The following is a 14,465-nucleotide window of genomic DNA, read 5'->3' on the forward strand; positions in this document are numbered from 1 at the left end:
CGCCGGACGGCAAAGCGAGCGTCCGGCGCGCTGCTAAGCTGAAGCTTGCTCTGCCGCTGCGGCAGTCGAGGAGGTCGAATGATCCGCTCCATGCTGTACGCCACCGACCTCGGTGTCTACGCCCCTTTCGTGATGCAACACGCACTGGCCCTGGCGCGCACGTTCGGTGCCGAGTTGTATGTGATCCACGCGGTCGAGCCGATGGGCCAGTTCGCCGAATCCCTCCTGCAAAGTTACCTCGATGAGCAGACGCTCGATCAATTGCACAGTCAGGGGGTGAACACAGTGATGGCGAACATAGAGCAGCGTGTGCTGGAAAACTTTCGCGACGAGCTGGGCGAAGAGGCTGACCTGGCGGTGATCAAGGCCGTGCGTGTGCGGCAGGGTGACCCGGCGCAGGTGATTCTCGACCAGGCCCAGCGGCTAAGCGTCGACCTGTTGATATTCGGTAGCCACAGTGCCGGTGCCGGAGTGGATGTACCGCTGGGGCGCACGGCGGTGCGGCTGCTGCAGCTGTCGCCGGTGCCGGTGTACATGGTGCCCTTGGCGCAGCATCTGGGGCGTAGGAAAACGTGAAGATAGGTGCAGTCCATTTCCGTGGGCATGTAACAAAATAGTTCTAGATTTATTTCCAGAACCACTAATATAGTTATATATCGTCGCTGCCTGCTGCCGCGGACTCACCGCTGAACCGAGGGAAACCTATGAAGCTTCAACAACTGCGCTACATCTGGGAAGTGGCGCACCATGACCTCAACGTCTCCGCGACGGCGCAGAGCCTGTATACCTCCCAGCCAGGTATCAGCAAGCAGATCCGCCTGCTCGAAGACGAATTGGGTGTTGAAGTCTTTGCCCGCAGCGGCAAGCATCTGACCCGCGTGACCCCGGCCGGTGAGCGCATCATCAATACCGCAGGCGAAATCCTGCGCAAGGTCGAGAGCATCAAGCAGATTGCCCAGGAGTTCTCCAACGAGAAGAAGGGCACGCTGTCCATCGCCACCACCCACACCCAGGCGCGCTATGCGTTGCCGCCGGTTATCAGCAGCTTTATCAAGCAGTATCCGGAAGTGTCCCTGCACATGCATCAGGGTTCGCCCATGCAGATTGCCGAGATGGCTGCGGACGGTACGGTCGATTTCGCCATCGCCACCGAGGCGCTGGAGCTGTTCGGCGACCTGATCATGATGCCGTGCTACAAGTGGAACCGTTGCGTCGTGGTGCCACAGGGGCACCCGCTGGCCAAGCTGCCGAAACTGACCCTGGAAGCGGTCGCCGAATATCCGATCGTCACCTACGTGTTCGGCTTCACCGGGCGCTCAAAGCTGGATGAGGCGTTCAATCACCGCGGCCTCACGCCAAAAGTGGTCTTCACCGCGGCTGACGCCGACGTGATCAAGACGTATGTGCGCCTGGGGCTGGGCGTTGGTATCGTTGCCGGCATGGCTGTGGACGCCAAGCTCGACAGTGACTTGGTGGCGCTGGATGCCAGTGAGCTGTTCGAAGCCAGCATCACCAAGATCGGCTTCCGTCGGGGTACCTTCCTGCGCGGCTTCATGTGCGACTTCATCGAAAAGTTTGCCCCGCACCTGACTCGTGAAGTGATGGCCAAGGCCATTCAGTGCCATAACAAGCAAGAGCTGGAAGAATTGTTCGAAGGTGTCGAGCTGCCGGTGCACTGATTCGGGAGTGATGGGGCCGCTGTGGGAGTAACTGTGTGGGAGCGGGCTTGCCCGCTCCATCCACCGCGGTGTCTTCTTCGCGGGTAAACCCGCTCCTACAGGCCGCCCTAGCTATCTCAAGCCTTGCTGATCAGGTTGCCCGCATGCAACCCGCATTCCTTCTGCGTCGACTCTTCCCACCACCAGCGCCCTTCACGCTCATGCTGGTTTGGCAGCACCGGGCGGGTGCATGGCTCGCAGCCAATGCTGATGAAGCCACGCTCGTGCAGGCTGTTGTACGGCAGCTCGAGCATGCGGATATAACCCCATACCTCTTCACTGCTCATCTGCGCCAGTGGGTTGAACTTGTACAGCGTGCGCTCAGGCGTGGAAAAGGCGCTGTCGATTTCCAGTGCCGCCACCTGGCTGCGGGTGCCCGGGCTTTGGTCGCGGCGCTGGCCGGTGGCCCAGGCGCTGACGGTGGCCAGCTTGCGTCGCAGCGGCTCGATCTTGCGAATGCCGCAGCACTCGCCATGGCCGTCCTTGTAGAAGCTGAACAGGCCCTTTTCCTTGACGAACGGGTCGAGCTTGGCGCGGTCGGGGCTGAGGATTTCGATCGGCAGGTTGTACTGTTCGCGTACCTGGTCGATGAACCGGTAGGTCTCCGGGTGCAGGCGCCCAGTGTCGAGGCTGAATACCTTTACCTGCTTGTTCAGCTTCCAGGCCATGTCGACCAGCACCACATCCTCGGCGCCGCTGAAGGAGATCCACAGGTCATCACCGAAGTGCTCGAAGGCAAGCTTGAGGATGTCCTGCGGGGACTTGTTGGCATAGGTCGCGGCCAGGGCGGCGACGTCGAAGGGTTGGCTCATCAGGCGGTTTCCATCTTGGCTGTGGCGCTGTGCGCTCGTAGTAGGGGGATGGTAACAAAAAAACGTGGTCTGGATGGGCTCACAAGCCTTGCAGGGTCTGCATCAGCACCCGCACTTTGGCGATCGACTCTTCATACTCGGCCTGCCACTGCGAGTCGGCTACCACCGCCCCGCCGCCCCAGCAATTGACCTGACCATCTTTGATCAGCAAGCTGCGAATGGCGATCGAACTGTCCATTTCGCCGCGCACATCCACATACAGCAGCGAGCCGCAGTAAAGCGCGCGGCGCGCGGGTTCCAGTTCGTCGATGATCTGCATGGCGCGGATCTTCGGTGCGCCGGTGATCGAGCCGCCAGGGAAGCTGTCGCCGATCAGGTCCAGCGCATCCTTGTCGCTGGCCAGCTGGCCGGTGATGCTGCTGACCAGATGGTGCACGTTGGGGTAACTCTCCAGGCTGAACAGTTCCGGTACCTTCACTGAGCCAATCTCGCACGTGCGCCCCAGGTCGTTGCGCAGCAGGTCGACGATCATCAGGTTTTCCGAGCGGTCCTTCGGGCTGTGCAGCAGCTCTTGGGCATTACGCTGGTCTTCCGCCGGGTCGCTGGCGCGTGGGCGGGTGCCCTTGATCGGCCGGGTTTCCACCTGGCCCTGGCTGACGCGGATGAAGCGCTCGGGCGAAAAGCTCAGCAGGGTACTGCCGTCGGCCAATTGCTGGTAGCCGGAGAAAGGGGTCGGGCAGGCCTGGCGCAGGGCCTGGTAGGCCCGCCATGGATCGCCTTGGCAGGGCGCGCGAAAGCGTTGGGTGAGGTTGATCTGGTAGCAGTCACCGGCCTGGATGTAGCGTTGTACCTGGTCGAAAGCGGTTTTGTATTGCTCCGGCTCCAGGTCACCGGCCATCGGCGCGAGCAGCCGGAAGTCGCCGGTGGTGGCGCTGGTGTCCTGGAACACGCTGATAAGGCGTTCGCGTTCGTCGCCGGCCAGGCTCGGGTGGAACACCAGCTGGCTGGTGCCGAGCAGATGATCACTGACCAGTGCCCAGTCATACAGGCCCAGTTGTGCGTCTGGCAGGCCGAGGTCGTCCACGGCCAGACTTGGAAGGTGTTCCAGGCGGCGGCCGAAGTCGTAGCTCAGGTAGCCGATCAGGCCCCCGGCAAAGGGCAGTTCTACACCGTTGGGCAAGTCGGCGTGGCCCAGTTGTGCCAGGCCAGCGCGCAGGCGCTGGAGGAAGGCGCGGCCATCTTCATCGGGCTGCGCCTGCAGTTGTTGCAGCGGCCAGGCGCTGAGCAGGTCGAAACGCCCGCGTTCGGCACCGGGGCGCGCGCTGTCGAGCAGGATCGCACCGGGGGCCTGGCGCAGGTGGGCGAAATAGGCGGCAGGGTCGGGCTGGTAGGGCAGGGGGTGTAGCGTGCAGGTCGGCATCAGTATGGACGGCGATGTAAAAGCGAGGAGGGCGATTGTAGTCCTGTGCAGGAAAAGCGCCTAGCGCTGGGTACGACATTCAACATTGTGTTTGGCCCATACGCAGCACAAGGCAGTTCCTGCAGGTTGAGCGAGGCGCTTGAATCAACTGCAGTGCTTGCAAGAGCAACCGTGTGCTGCGAATGGGCTGCAAGGCAGCCCCTGTATTTCAGCGGTTGGGCACATGCCCGAACAGACCCTGTGCTACCCGTACCCGCTGCTCGGCGTCTTCGGTCACACCCTCCTTGGCCAGTGCTTCGATGTGCGCCTCGATGGCATGAGTGCGCTGAGTCAGGCCGCAGTCGTTGGCAATCTGGATGTTCAGCCCCGGGCGGGCGTTGAGCTCCAGAATCAGCGGGCCCTTGTCCTGGTCAAGCACCATGTCCACGCCGATATAGCCCAGGCCGCACAGTTCATAGCAGCCAGCGGCCAGCTTCATGAAACCGTCCCAGTTCGGCAGTTGCACGCCGTCCACCGCGTTGGTGGTGTCCGGGTGCTTGCTGATGATGTTGTTCAGCCAGGTGCCGCGCAGGGTCACGCCAGTGGCCAGGTCGACACCCACACCGATGGCGCCCTGGTGCAGGTTGGCCTTGCCGCCAGACTGGCGAGTCGGAAGGCGCAGCATGGCCATCACCGGGTAGCCCATCAGCACGATGATGCGGATGTCCGGTACGCCTTCGTAACTGATGCTCTTGAATATCTGGTCCGGGGTCACGCGGTACTCGATCAGCGCGCGGTCGCGGTGCCCGCCGAGGGAGTACAGCCCAGTGAGGATGCTGGAAATCTGGTGCTCGATTTCCTCATGGCTGATGATCTTGCCCGACACTGTGCGGTAGCGGTCCTCGAAGCGGTCGGCGATTACCAGGATGCCGTCACCACCGGCGCCTTGCGCTGGCTTGATGACGAAATCGCTGCGACCGCCGATGATCTGGTCGAGCTTCTCGATCTCTTTTTCGGTCTCGATGATGCCGTACATTTCCGGCACATGGATGCCGGCCGCCAGTGCGCGCTCCTTGGTGATGATCTTGTCGTCGACGATCGGGTACAGGTTGCGCTTGTTGTACTTCAGCACATAGTCCGCGTTGCGCCGGTTGATCCCCATGATGCCCCGGGCCTCCAGGGCTTTCCACGTCTTGATGAGACCAAACATCAGGTGTCTGCCTTGTTCAGGAAGGCTTTGAAGCGCACGAGCTCGGTCAGGCGGTAGCCGCGATAACGGCCCATCGCCAGCATGAAGCCCACCAGGATCAGCAGGACCGCCGGGAAGGTGAACACGAAGTACACCAGCTCCGGCACCATCATCAGCAGGTGTGCCAGGGAGGCGGCGAACAGGGTGCCGATGGCCACTTTCATGGCATGGCCGCCACCACGCTCCTCCCAGGTGATCGACAGGCGTTCGATGGTCATGGTCAGGATCACCATCGGGAACAGCGCTACTGACAGCCCGCGTTCAAGGCCCAGCTTGTGGCTGAACAGGCTGATGGCGGCAATCAGCACCACGACGAAGGTCAATACCACCGACAGGCGTGGCAGCATCTGCAGTTTGAGGTGTTCCAGATACGAGCGCAGCGACAGGCCCAGGGCTGTGATCACCGTGAACAGCATGATACCGAAGCCCAGCTGGGTTTCGCGGAACGCCAGGGCGATCAGCACCGGGGTGAATGTGCCCAGGGTCTGGATGCCGATCAGGTTGCGCAGCACCAGGATCACCAGCACGCCGATCGGGATCATGACCATGATCATGAAGGTTTGCTGGGTTTGCAGCGGCAGGCCGTACAGTGAGTATTCGAGGAAGTCGGCGTCGGTGTTCTCGTCGGTCAGCTTGGCCAGGCGGATGGCGTTCATCTCGCTGTTGTTCATGCTGAAGGTGACGGTGGCCTTCTTGCCGCCATCGACGGTGATCAGGTTGTCGTCACCGGTCCACCACAGCAGGCGGTCGCTCGGCAGGCCTTGCTCACCGGTGTCCGGGTTGAAGTACAGCCAGTCGTCGCCGTTGAAGCTGCGCAGCCACAGCTCTGGGGTTTGCGGGGTGTCGGCCAGCAGGCGGATGGTGTGCACCTTTTCCATCGGCACGTGGGCGATCGACAGCAGCAGGTCGATGACCTGGGCCTTCTTCATCGCCGAAGTGTCGCCGGCCAGCAGCAGCTTGACGTTGTCGTCGTTAAGGTTGTTGACCCGCTTGATGGTCTCGCTGACAAAGGTCTCGACGTCGGCCGAGTGCTGACGTATAGGCGCCATCAGCGCTTCAGCGGCGATCTTCTCGGGACCCTCGACGGCCAGGCTGTCACGGAAGGTCGGGCCTTTGACCTTGGTCTTCTCGTTGCTGTAGCGCTTGGTCAGTACCAGGCGGTAGTAGAGGGTCTGGTTGCCACTGGCGCGACGTGCCGACCAGGTAACCTTGCGGTTGCCGTCGGCACGGTTGATGCTGACCCCGTAGTTGTTGGAGATGAAGCTCTCGTTGAGGCTGACGTAGTCGCGGTTCAGCGGTGGCACGAACATCTGCACCTTGACCGGGTCCTTGCTGCTGGCCACGAACTCGACCTTGGCGTCGATGTTCCACAGGTCGTCGGTTTCATCCTCGGTCACCGGGATGCCGAGCACGAAGATCTGATAAGCCGTGACCGCCACGCCCAATAGCACCAGCACGGTGATCAGGACTTTCAGATGGAGGGTAAGAGAGCGCATCGGGATTACTCTGCTTTGGGAGCGTCGGTGGCACAGGCAGGTTTGCCGGCCGCATATTTAAGGCTTGGGTCAACCAGTGCGTCGAAGTGCTTGAGCGCCTCGGAACCGATCAGCAGCGGGAACTGGAACGCGCTGCGGTCGGTGAGGTTGACTTCGATGGTGCGCCTGGTCTGGCCCATGCAGATTTCGAGTTCGATGACCGGGCGGGCCGTATAGGCCTTGCCCGATTCGGCATCATAGTCGCCGGCCCGGCGCTTGATCTTGCTGACGCGTGCCAGTGGGCGTTCGATCGGGTGCGAATGGGCCGCATCGATGGCGAGGTAGAAGCGCACCCAGCTTTCGCCATTGCGCTTGAACCGCTTGATGTCGCGGGCGCTGAGCGACGCGGTCTTAGCACCGGTGTCGAGCTTGGCGGCCACTTCCAGGTCCAGGTCGCCCAGATGTGCGTATTCGTTGAGACCATACACGGTCTTGCCCGCAGCCTGGCCAAGGGCCGGCAGCAGGGTGAGGCATAGCAGCAATAAAACGGGTGTAAGTCTCATATTCCTGGCGCGGTGCATTGCAAGGTTCTAGGCAAGGTTCAGGTCAAGGTGACTGGCAATTACTGCGCAAGCTTCCTCGTTTATCTGCCAACAGGCACGAATGCATGACAGACAGGCTATCCATACCCCATCGGAGGCGCGGCATTCTATCACGACGACGTCTTGACGCCAGCGGTGCGCGATCTGACAGCGTTGAAGTGGTGATAGTTCGCGATTAGACGATTGTCGACAATATTCATTTTGTCTTTGACTTGCGGGTCTTGTTTCGCTAGTTTCTGGCCAAGAGTTTTAAAAGGTGTCGACAATATGCAGGACCTTCCCACCCCCGGCCCGGTGCTGACAGACGAAACGGAAACCCTCTCCGAAAACGTCTTCCGACGCATCCAGGCGGCCATTGTCAAGGGTGATATCGCCCCCGGCAGCAAGATTTCCGAGCCGGAGTTGGCGCGCACCTATGGCATTAGCCGCGGGCCGCTACGCGAGGCTATCCACCGCCTTGAAGGCCAGCGCCTGCTGGTGCGCGTGCCGCATGTGGGCGCGCGGGTGGTATCGCTCAACCACGCCGAGCTGATCGAGCTGTACGAAATTCGCGAGTCGCTGGAAGGCATGGCCTGCCGCCTGGCCGCCGAACGCATGAGCCAGGCCGACATCGACGAACTGCGCCGGGTGCTCGACACCCATGAGCGCGATGCCGCGTTCCAGGCCGGCCTGGGCTACTACCAGCAGGAAGGCGACTACGACTTCCATTACCGGATTATTCAGGGTAGCGGCAACCAGACCCTGGTCAAGATGCTCTGCGGCGAGCTGTACCAGCTGGTGCGCATGTACCGTATCCAGTTCTCTGCCACGCCTAACCGGCCACGCCAGGCCTTTGCCGAGCACCATCGCATTCTTGATGCCATCGCCGACCGTGACGGCGAACTGGCCGAACTCCTGATGCGTCGCCACATCGGCGCGTCCAAGCGCAATATCGAGCGTCACTACCTGGACGCCCACAACAACAGCACACGAGGTGAGAAATGACAGTCAAGAGCACCCCCGGTCAGCGTTTCCGTGAGGCCGTTGCCGCTGAACATCCGCTGCAGGTGGTTGGCGCCATCAACGCCAACCATGCCCTGCTGGCCAAGCGCGCCGGCTTCAAGGCCATCTACCTGTCAGGTGGCGGCGTGGCCGCCGGCTCCCTGGGCCTGCCAGACCTGGGCATCACTGGCCTGGATGACGTGCTCACCGACGTGCGTCGTATCACCGACGTGTGCGACCTGCCGTTGCTGGTGGATGTCGACACCGGCTTCGGCGCTTCGGCCTTCAACGTTGCCCGTACCGTGCGTTCGATGAGCAAGTTCGGCGCTGCGGCCATCCATATCGAGGATCAGGTTGGCGCCAAGCGTTGCGGCCACCGTCCCAACAAGGAAATTGTCAGCCAGCAGGAAATGGTTGACCGTATCAAAGCTGCCGTGGACGCCCGCAGCGATGACAGTTTCGTGATCATGGCGCGTACCGACGCGCTGGCCGTCGAAGGCCTGAACGCCGCCCTGGACCGTGCCGAGGCGTGCGTCGAAGCCGGCGCTGACATGATCTTCCCGGAAGCCATTACCGAACTGCAGATGTACAAGACTTTCGCTGATCGGGTGAAGGCACCGATCCTGGCCAACATCACCGAGTTCGGTGCCACGCCGCTGTACACAACCGAAGAGTTGGCCTCGGTCGACGTGTCGTTGGTGCTGTACCCGCTGTCGGCGTTCCGCGCCATGAACAAAGCAGCCGAGAACGTGTATACAGCGCTGCGCCGTGATGGCACGCAAAAGAACGTGATCGACACCATGCAGACCCGCATGGAGCTTTACGATGCCATTGGTTATCACGCCTTCGAGCAGAGCCTCGATGCACTGTTTGCCCAGAAGAAGGGCTAAGCGCTAGCGCCCGAATTAGCCAGAAAGCATCCATAACAAATTCAAGAAAGGAGAAACACCATGGCCGAAGCAAAAGTACTCAGTGGCGCAGGCCTGCGTGGCCAGGTGGCCGGCCAGACTGCACTGTCGACCGTGGGCCAGGCCGGTGCCGGGCTGACCTACCGTGGTTATGATGTGCGTGACCTGGCCGCCGGTGCCGAGTTCGAAGAAGTCGCCTACCTGCTGCTGTATGGCGAGCTGCCAACCCAGGCCGAGCTGGCCGACTACAAGCGCAAGCTCAAGGGCCTGCGTGACCTGCCGCAAGCCTTGAAGGAAGTGCTTGAGCGCATCCCGCGCGATGCCCACCCGATGGACGTGATGCGCACCGGTTGCTCGGTACTGGGCACCCTCGAACCAGAACTGACCTTCGAAGCCCAGCGCGACAAGACCGACCGCCTGCTGGCGCTGTTCCCGGCCGTGATGTGCTACTGGTACCGCTTCACTCACCATGGCGTACGCATCGACTGCACCACTGATGAAGACACCTTGGGTGGCCACTTCCTGCACCTGCTGCACGGCAAGAAGCCGAGCGAGCTGCACGTCAAGGTCATGAACGTGTCGCTGATTCTCTACGCTGAACACGAATTCAACGCCTCGACCTTCACTGCCCGCGTCTGCGCCTCGACCCTGTCTGATTTGTACTCCTGCGTTACCGCAGCCATCGGCTCGCTGCGTGGCCCGCTGCACGGCGGTGCCAACGAGGCTGCGATGGAGCTGATCGAACGCTTCCAGAGCCCGCAGGAAGCCACCGCCGAGCTGCTGCGCATGCTCGAGCGCAAAGACAAGATCATGGGCTTTGGCCATGCCATCTACAAAGAGTCCGACCCGCGCAACGAGGTGATCAAGGGCTGGTCGAAGCAGTTGGCTGACGAAGTGGGTGACAAGGTGCTGTACCCGGTTTCCGAAGCCATCGACAAGACCATGTGGGAGCAGAAGCGCCTGTTCCCCAATGCCGACTTCTACCATGCCTCGGCGTACCACTTCATGGGCATTCCGACCAAGCTGTTCACCCCGATCTTCGTCTGCTCGCGGCTGACCGGCTGGGCGGCGCACGTCTTCGAGCAGCGCGCCAACAACCGCATCATCCGCCCGAGCGCCGAGTATGTCGGCGTCGAACAGCGCCAGTTCGTGCCGATCGAGCAGCGCTGAATAGCTATAGAGAGGCAACCCGTTCCCCTTGTGGGAGCGGGCGTGCCCGCGAATGCACCCGGCCTTGCAACCACTGTGCACCTGCTGACGCATTCGCGGGCACGCCCGCTCCCACAGGTACGGTGAAACCTTCCGAATCCTGTGACCGAGCCTGATTCCATGATGAACACTGCATACCGCAAGCACCTGCCAGGCACCGACCTGGACTACTTCGATGCCCGCGCGGCGGTCGAGGCGATCAAGCCCGGCGCCTACGACGGCTTGCCTTACACGTCCCGCGTGCTCGCCGAGAACCTGGTGCGCCGCTGCGATCCTGCTACGCTCGACGCCTCGCTGAGCCAGCTGATCGAACGCAAGCGCGACCTCGACTTCCCGTGGTTCCCGGCCCGCGTGGTGTGCCATGACATCCTCGGCCAGACTGCGCTGGTCGACCTTGCCGGCCTGCGTGACGCCATTGCCGACAAAGGCGGCGACCCGGCCCAGGTCAACCCGGTGGTGCCGGTGCAACTGATCGTCGACCACTCGCTGGCCGTCGAGTGCGGTGGTTTCGACCCGCAGGCCTTCGAAAAGAACCGTGCCATCGAAGACCGCCGCAACGAAGACCGCTTCCACTTCATCAACTGGACCAAGAAGGCGTTCAAGAACGTCGACGTGATCCAGCCGGGCAACGGCATCATGCACCAGATCAACCTGGAGAAGATGTCACCGGTGGTCCACAGCGACCGTGGCGTCGCCTACCCGGACACCTGCGTCGGCACCGACAGCCACACGCCGCATGTCGATGCACTGGGTGTGATCGCCATCGGCGTAGGTGGTCTGGAAGCCGAAAACGTGATGCTCGGCCGCGCCTCCTGGATGCGCCTGCCGGAAATCGTCGGCGTCGAGCTGACTGGCAAGCTGGCCCCGAACATCACCGCCACTGACCTGGTACTGGCCCTGACCGAGTTCCTGCGCAAGCAGAAAGTGGTCGGCGCTTACCTGGAGTTCCATGGTGAAGGTGCCCGCGCCCTGACCTTGGGCGACCGCGCCACCATTTCCAACATGGCCCCGGAATACGGCGCCACGGCGGCGATGTTCGCCATCGACCAGCAGACCATCGACTACCTGCGCCTGACCGGCCGTGAAGAGCAGCAGGTCAAACTTGTGGAAACCTACGCCAAGGCCACCGGCCTGTGGGCTGACAGCCTGGGCGGCGCGGTCTACGAGCGTACCCTGAGCTTCGACCTGTCGAGCGTGGTACGCAACATGGCCGGCCCGTCCAACCCGCATGCCCGCGTCGCCACCAGCGACCTGGCAGCCAAAGGCATCGCCGGCAGCTGGGAAGAAGTGCCGGGGCAGATGCCGGACGGCGCGGTAATCATCGCTGCCATCACCAGTTGCACCAACACCAGCAACCCGCGCAACGTGATTGCCGCAGGCCTGATTGCGCGCAATGCCAACAAGCTGGGCCTGACCCGCAAGCCGTGGGTCAAGTCGTCGCTGGCACCCGGCTCCAAGGCCGTGCAGCTGTACCTGGAGGAAGCAGGGCTGGAGAAGGAGCTGGAGCAACTTGGCTTCGGCATCGTCGCCTTCGCCTGCACCACCTGCAACGGTATGTCCGGCGCCCTGGACCCGGTGATCCAGCAAGAAATCATCGACCGCGACCTGTACGCCACTGCCGTGTTGTCGGGTAACCGCAACTTCGACGGGCGTATCCACCCGTACGCCAAGCAGGCCTTCCTGGCCTCGCCACCACTGGTGGTGGCCTATGCCATTGCCGGTACCATTCGTTTCGACATCGAGAAGGATGTGCTGGGCGTGGTCAATGGCAAGGAAATCCGCCTCAAGGACATCTGGCCCAGCGACGAAGAAATCGATGCGGTGGTACGTGCAGCGGTCAAGCCGGAGCAATTCCGCAAGGTGTACATCCCGATGTTCGCCATCGAGGAAGACCGCGGGCCGAAAGTTGCGCCGCTGTATGATTGGCGCCCGATGAGCACCTACATCCGCCGCCCTCCCTACTGGGAAGGTGCCCTGGCCGGCGAACGCACGTTGCGTGGCATGCGCCCGCTGGCGGTGCTGCCGGACAACATCACCACCGACCACCTGTCGCCGTCCAACGCCATCATGCTCGACAGCGCCGCCGGCGAATACCTGGCGAAAATGGGGCTGCCGGAAGAAGACTTCAACTCCTACGCTACCCACCGTGGCGACCACCTGACCGCCCAGCGCGCCACCTTCGCCAACCCCAAGCTGTTCAACGAAATGGTGCGCAATGAAGATGGCAGCGTGAAGCAGGGCTCGCTGGCGCGTATCGAGCCGGAAGGCAAGGTTACCCGCATGTGGGAGGCGATCGAGACCTACATGCAGCGCAAGCAGCCGCTGATCATTGTCGCCGGTGCCGACTACGGCCAAGGTTCGTCCCGTGACTGGGCGGCCAAGGGCGTGCGGTTGGCCGGTGTCGAGGCGATCGTGGCCGAAGGCTTCGAGCGTATTCACCGCACCAACCTGGTAGGCATGGGGGTATTGCCGCTGGAGTTCAAGCCGGGGACCGACCGCAAGACCCTGGGCCTGGATGGCAGCGAAACCTATGACGTGCTGGGTGCGCGTACGCCACGGGCGACCCTGACCCTGGTGGTTACCCGTGCCAATGGCGAGCGCCTGGAAGTACCGGTGACCTGCCGTCTGGACACCGCCGAGGAAGTGTCGATCTACGAAGCGGGCGGGGTGCTGCAGCGCTTTGCCCAGGACTTCCTCGAAGCGACCGCCTGAGCATGAATCGGGGGCCGCTGTGCGGCCCTTTCGCGACACAAGGCCGCTCCCACAACGGGCGGCGCAGTACCTGTGGGAGCGGCCTTGTGTCGCGAAAGGGCTGCAAGGCAGCCCCAGGGTATTTCACCGGACTATCAGGATGCCCAAGAAAATGGCACATGTACCCCAGATCAAAATCCCCGCCACCTACATCCGCGGCGGCACCAGCAAAGGCGTGTTCTTCCGCCTGCAAGACCTGCCCGAGCAGGCGCAAATTCCAGGTCCCGCTCGCGATGCGCTGCTGCTGCGGGTAATCGGCAGCCCCGACCCTTACGGCAAGCAGATCGATGGCATGGGCGGCGCCACGTCGAGCACCAGCAAGACGGTGATCCTGTCGCAAAGCATCAAACCCGAGCACGATGTCGACTACCTGTTCGGCCAGGTCAGCATCGACAAGGCTTTCGTCGACTGGAGCGGCAACTGCGGCAACCTGTCCGCTGCGGTCGGTTCGTTTGCCATCAGCAGTGGCCTGGTCGACCCGGCGCGTATTCCGCGCAACGGTATCGCTACCGTGCGTATCTGGCAGGCGAATATCGGCAAGACCATCATCGCCCATGTCCCGATCACTGAAGGTGAAGTGCAGGAAACCGGCGACTTCGAGCTGGACGGGGTGACCTTCCCGGCGGCCGAGGTGCAGCTGGAGTTTCTTGACCCAGCAGCCGATGAAGACGGCGGTGGCGGTGCCATGTTCCCCACCGGCAATCTGGTCGATGACCTGGAAGTGCCGGGGGTCGGTACGTTCAAGGCGACCCTGATCAATGCCGGTATCCCGACCATTTTTGTCAATGCTGCCGATATCGGCTACACCGGTACCGAACTGCAGGACGCCATCAACGGCGATCCGCAGGCGCTGCTGCGCTTCGAGACCATTCGCGCCTACGGCGCCGTGCGCATGGGGCTTATCGACAACGTCGACCAGGCTGCCGGGCGTCAGCACACGCCGAAAGTGGCGTTCGTCGCGCCGCCGAGCACCTACACTGCCTCCAGTGGCAAGGCGGTGCAGGCCGTTGAGATCGACCTGCTGGTGCGGGCCTTGTCGATGGGCAAGTTGCACCATGCCATGATGGGTACGGCTGCGGTGGCAATTGGCACTGCGGCGGCCATTCCGGGCACGCTGGTCAACCTCGCCGCTGGCGGGGGCGAGCGCAGCGCTGTGCGTTTCGGTCATCCTTCGGGCACCCTGCGGGTCGGGGCCGAGGCACGCCAGGTGAATGGTGAGTGGACGGTAACCAAGGCAATCATGAGCCGTAGTGCTCGCGTGCTGATGGAGGGCTGGGTTCGCGTGCCTGGCGACAGCTTCTAACGCACCACTGGCGCTCGGCTTTAGTTCGTTGGGGCCGCCAAGCGGCCCTTCGCGGGCT

At 62.4% G+C, this 14,465-nt stretch carries 12 protein-coding genes; 7 read left to right on the forward strand and 5 right to left on the reverse strand.

From position 1 onward, the window contains the following. Positions 1 to 78: 78 nt before the first annotated feature. Positions 79 to 576: a universal stress protein gene (locus FQ668_RS11330; RefSeq protein WP_003250295.1), complete on the forward strand. Its 498-nt coding sequence runs from the start codon at positions 79 to 81 to the stop codon at positions 574 to 576. A 128-nt stretch (positions 577 to 704) separates the two neighbouring features. Beyond that, on the forward strand, positions 705 to 1,679 hold the full coding sequence (gene cysB, locus FQ668_RS11335; RefSeq protein WP_010953293.1) for an HTH-type transcriptional regulator CysB: 975 nt from the start codon (positions 705 to 707) through the stop codon (positions 1,677 to 1,679). A 116-nt stretch (positions 1,680 to 1,795) separates the two neighbouring features. On the opposite strand, the gene FQ668_RS11340 is transcribed toward cysB, so the two are convergent. The 5 genes from FQ668_RS11340 to FQ668_RS11360 form a co-directional block, all read right to left on the reverse strand. Continuing rightward, the gene (locus tag FQ668_RS11340; protein WP_003250299.1) at positions 1,796 to 2,530 is read right to left on the reverse strand and encodes a phosphoadenylyl-sulfate reductase; all 735 of its coding nucleotides are present in this window, start codon (positions 2,528 to 2,530) and stop codon (positions 1,796 to 1,798) included. 79 nt (positions 2,531 to 2,609) lie between these two features. Further along, positions 2,610 to 3,950 (reverse strand): aminodeoxychorismate synthase component I, encoded by a 1,341-nt coding sequence (gene pabB, locus FQ668_RS11345; protein WP_014591661.1) that lies wholly within the window; start codon positions 3,948 to 3,950, stop codon positions 2,610 to 2,612. Between the two features lie 208 nt (positions 3,951 to 4,158). Next, positions 4,159 to 5,139 carry an alpha-L-glutamate ligase-like protein gene (locus tag FQ668_RS11350; RefSeq protein ID WP_010953295.1) on the reverse strand — a complete coding sequence of 327 codons (981 nt, stop codon included), beginning with the start codon at positions 5,137 to 5,139 and terminating at the stop codon, positions 4,159 to 4,161. Continuing rightward, positions 5,139 to 6,674 (reverse strand): inactive transglutaminase family protein, encoded by a 1,536-nt coding sequence (locus tag FQ668_RS11355; RefSeq protein WP_014591660.1) that lies wholly within the window; start codon positions 6,672 to 6,674, stop codon positions 5,139 to 5,141. The genes FQ668_RS11350 and FQ668_RS11355 overlap by 1 nt, the downstream gene beginning before the upstream one ends. 5 nt (positions 6,675 to 6,679) lie before the next feature. Further along, positions 6,680 to 7,216, reverse strand: coding sequence for an ATP-dependent zinc protease (locus FQ668_RS11360; protein WP_010953297.1), 537 nt, complete (start codon positions 7,214 to 7,216; stop codon positions 6,680 to 6,682). Between the two features lie 306 nt (positions 7,217 to 7,522). On the opposite strand from FQ668_RS11360, the gene FQ668_RS11365 reads away from it, so the two are divergent. The 5 genes from FQ668_RS11365 to prpF all read left to right on the forward strand — a co-directional run bounded on the left by FQ668_RS11365 (position 7,523) and on the right by prpF (position 14,407). Then, positions 7,523 to 8,239, forward strand: coding sequence for a GntR family transcriptional regulator (locus FQ668_RS11365; RefSeq protein ID WP_014591659.1), 717 nt, complete (start codon positions 7,523 to 7,525; stop codon positions 8,237 to 8,239). After that, a complete protein-coding gene (gene prpB / locus FQ668_RS11370; RefSeq protein ID WP_014591658.1) occupies positions 8,236 to 9,126 on the forward strand; it encodes a methylisocitrate lyase in 891 nt (296 codons plus the stop codon). Before FQ668_RS11365 ends, prpB begins: the two co-directional genes overlap by 4 nt. A gap of 60 nt (positions 9,127 to 9,186) precedes the next feature. After that, positions 9,187 to 10,314 carry a 2-methylcitrate synthase gene (prpC, locus tag FQ668_RS11375; RefSeq protein ID WP_003250313.1) on the forward strand — a complete coding sequence of 376 codons (1,128 nt, stop codon included), beginning with the start codon at positions 9,187 to 9,189 and terminating at the stop codon, positions 10,312 to 10,314. 162 nt (positions 10,315 to 10,476) lie between these two features. Continuing rightward, a complete protein-coding gene (acnD, locus tag FQ668_RS11380; RefSeq protein ID WP_019437326.1) occupies positions 10,477 to 13,065 on the forward strand; it encodes a Fe/S-dependent 2-methylisocitrate dehydratase AcnD in 2,589 nt (862 codons plus the stop codon). A gap of 151 nt (positions 13,066 to 13,216) precedes the next feature. After that, on the forward strand, positions 13,217 to 14,407 hold the full coding sequence (gene prpF, locus FQ668_RS11385; RefSeq protein ID WP_014591656.1) for a 2-methylaconitate cis-trans isomerase PrpF: 1,191 nt from the start codon (positions 13,217 to 13,219) through the stop codon (positions 14,405 to 14,407). Positions 14,408 to 14,465 lie beyond the last annotated feature (58 nt).

Origin of the sequence: Pseudomonas sp. Kh14 (assembly GCF_900291005.1) — a bacterium.
GTDB classification, from domain to species: domain Bacteria; phylum Pseudomonadota; class Gammaproteobacteria; order Pseudomonadales; family Pseudomonadaceae; genus Aquipseudomonas; species Aquipseudomonas alloputida.

Excerpts from the sequence above, each read along its gene's own strand:
- FQ668_RS11330 (WP_003250295.1), top strand. The coding sequence starts at position 79 with ATGATCCGCTCCATGCTGTACGCCACCGACCTCGGTGTCTACGCCCCT.
- cysB (WP_010953293.1), top strand. The coding sequence starts at position 705 with ATGAAGCTTCAACAACTGCGCTACATCTGGGAAGTGGCGCACCATGAC.
- FQ668_RS11340 (WP_003250299.1), bottom strand. The coding sequence starts at position 2,530 with ATGAGCCAACCCTTCGACGTCGCCGCCCTGGCCGCGACCTATGCCAAC.
- pabB (WP_014591661.1), bottom strand. The coding sequence starts at position 3,950 with ATGCCGACCTGCACGCTACACCCCCTGCCCTACCAGCCCGACCCTGCC.
- FQ668_RS11350 (WP_010953295.1), bottom strand. The coding sequence starts at position 5,139 with ATGTTTGGTCTCATCAAGACGTGGAAAGCCCTGGAGGCCCGGGGCATC.
- FQ668_RS11355 (WP_014591660.1), bottom strand. The coding sequence starts at position 6,674 with ATGCGCTCTCTTACCCTCCATCTGAAAGTCCTGATCACCGTGCTGGTG.
- FQ668_RS11360 (WP_010953297.1), bottom strand. The coding sequence starts at position 7,216 with ATGAGACTTACACCCGTTTTATTGCTGCTATGCCTCACCCTGCTGCCG.
- FQ668_RS11365 (WP_014591659.1), top strand. The coding sequence starts at position 7,523 with ATGCAGGACCTTCCCACCCCCGGCCCGGTGCTGACAGACGAAACGGAA.
- prpB (WP_014591658.1), top strand. The coding sequence starts at position 8,236 with ATGACAGTCAAGAGCACCCCCGGTCAGCGTTTCCGTGAGGCCGTTGCC.
- prpC (WP_003250313.1), top strand. The coding sequence starts at position 9,187 with ATGGCCGAAGCAAAAGTACTCAGTGGCGCAGGCCTGCGTGGCCAGGTG.
- acnD (WP_019437326.1), top strand. The coding sequence starts at position 10,477 with ATGAACACTGCATACCGCAAGCACCTGCCAGGCACCGACCTGGACTAC.
- prpF (WP_014591656.1), top strand. The coding sequence starts at position 13,217 with ATGGCACATGTACCCCAGATCAAAATCCCCGCCACCTACATCCGCGGC.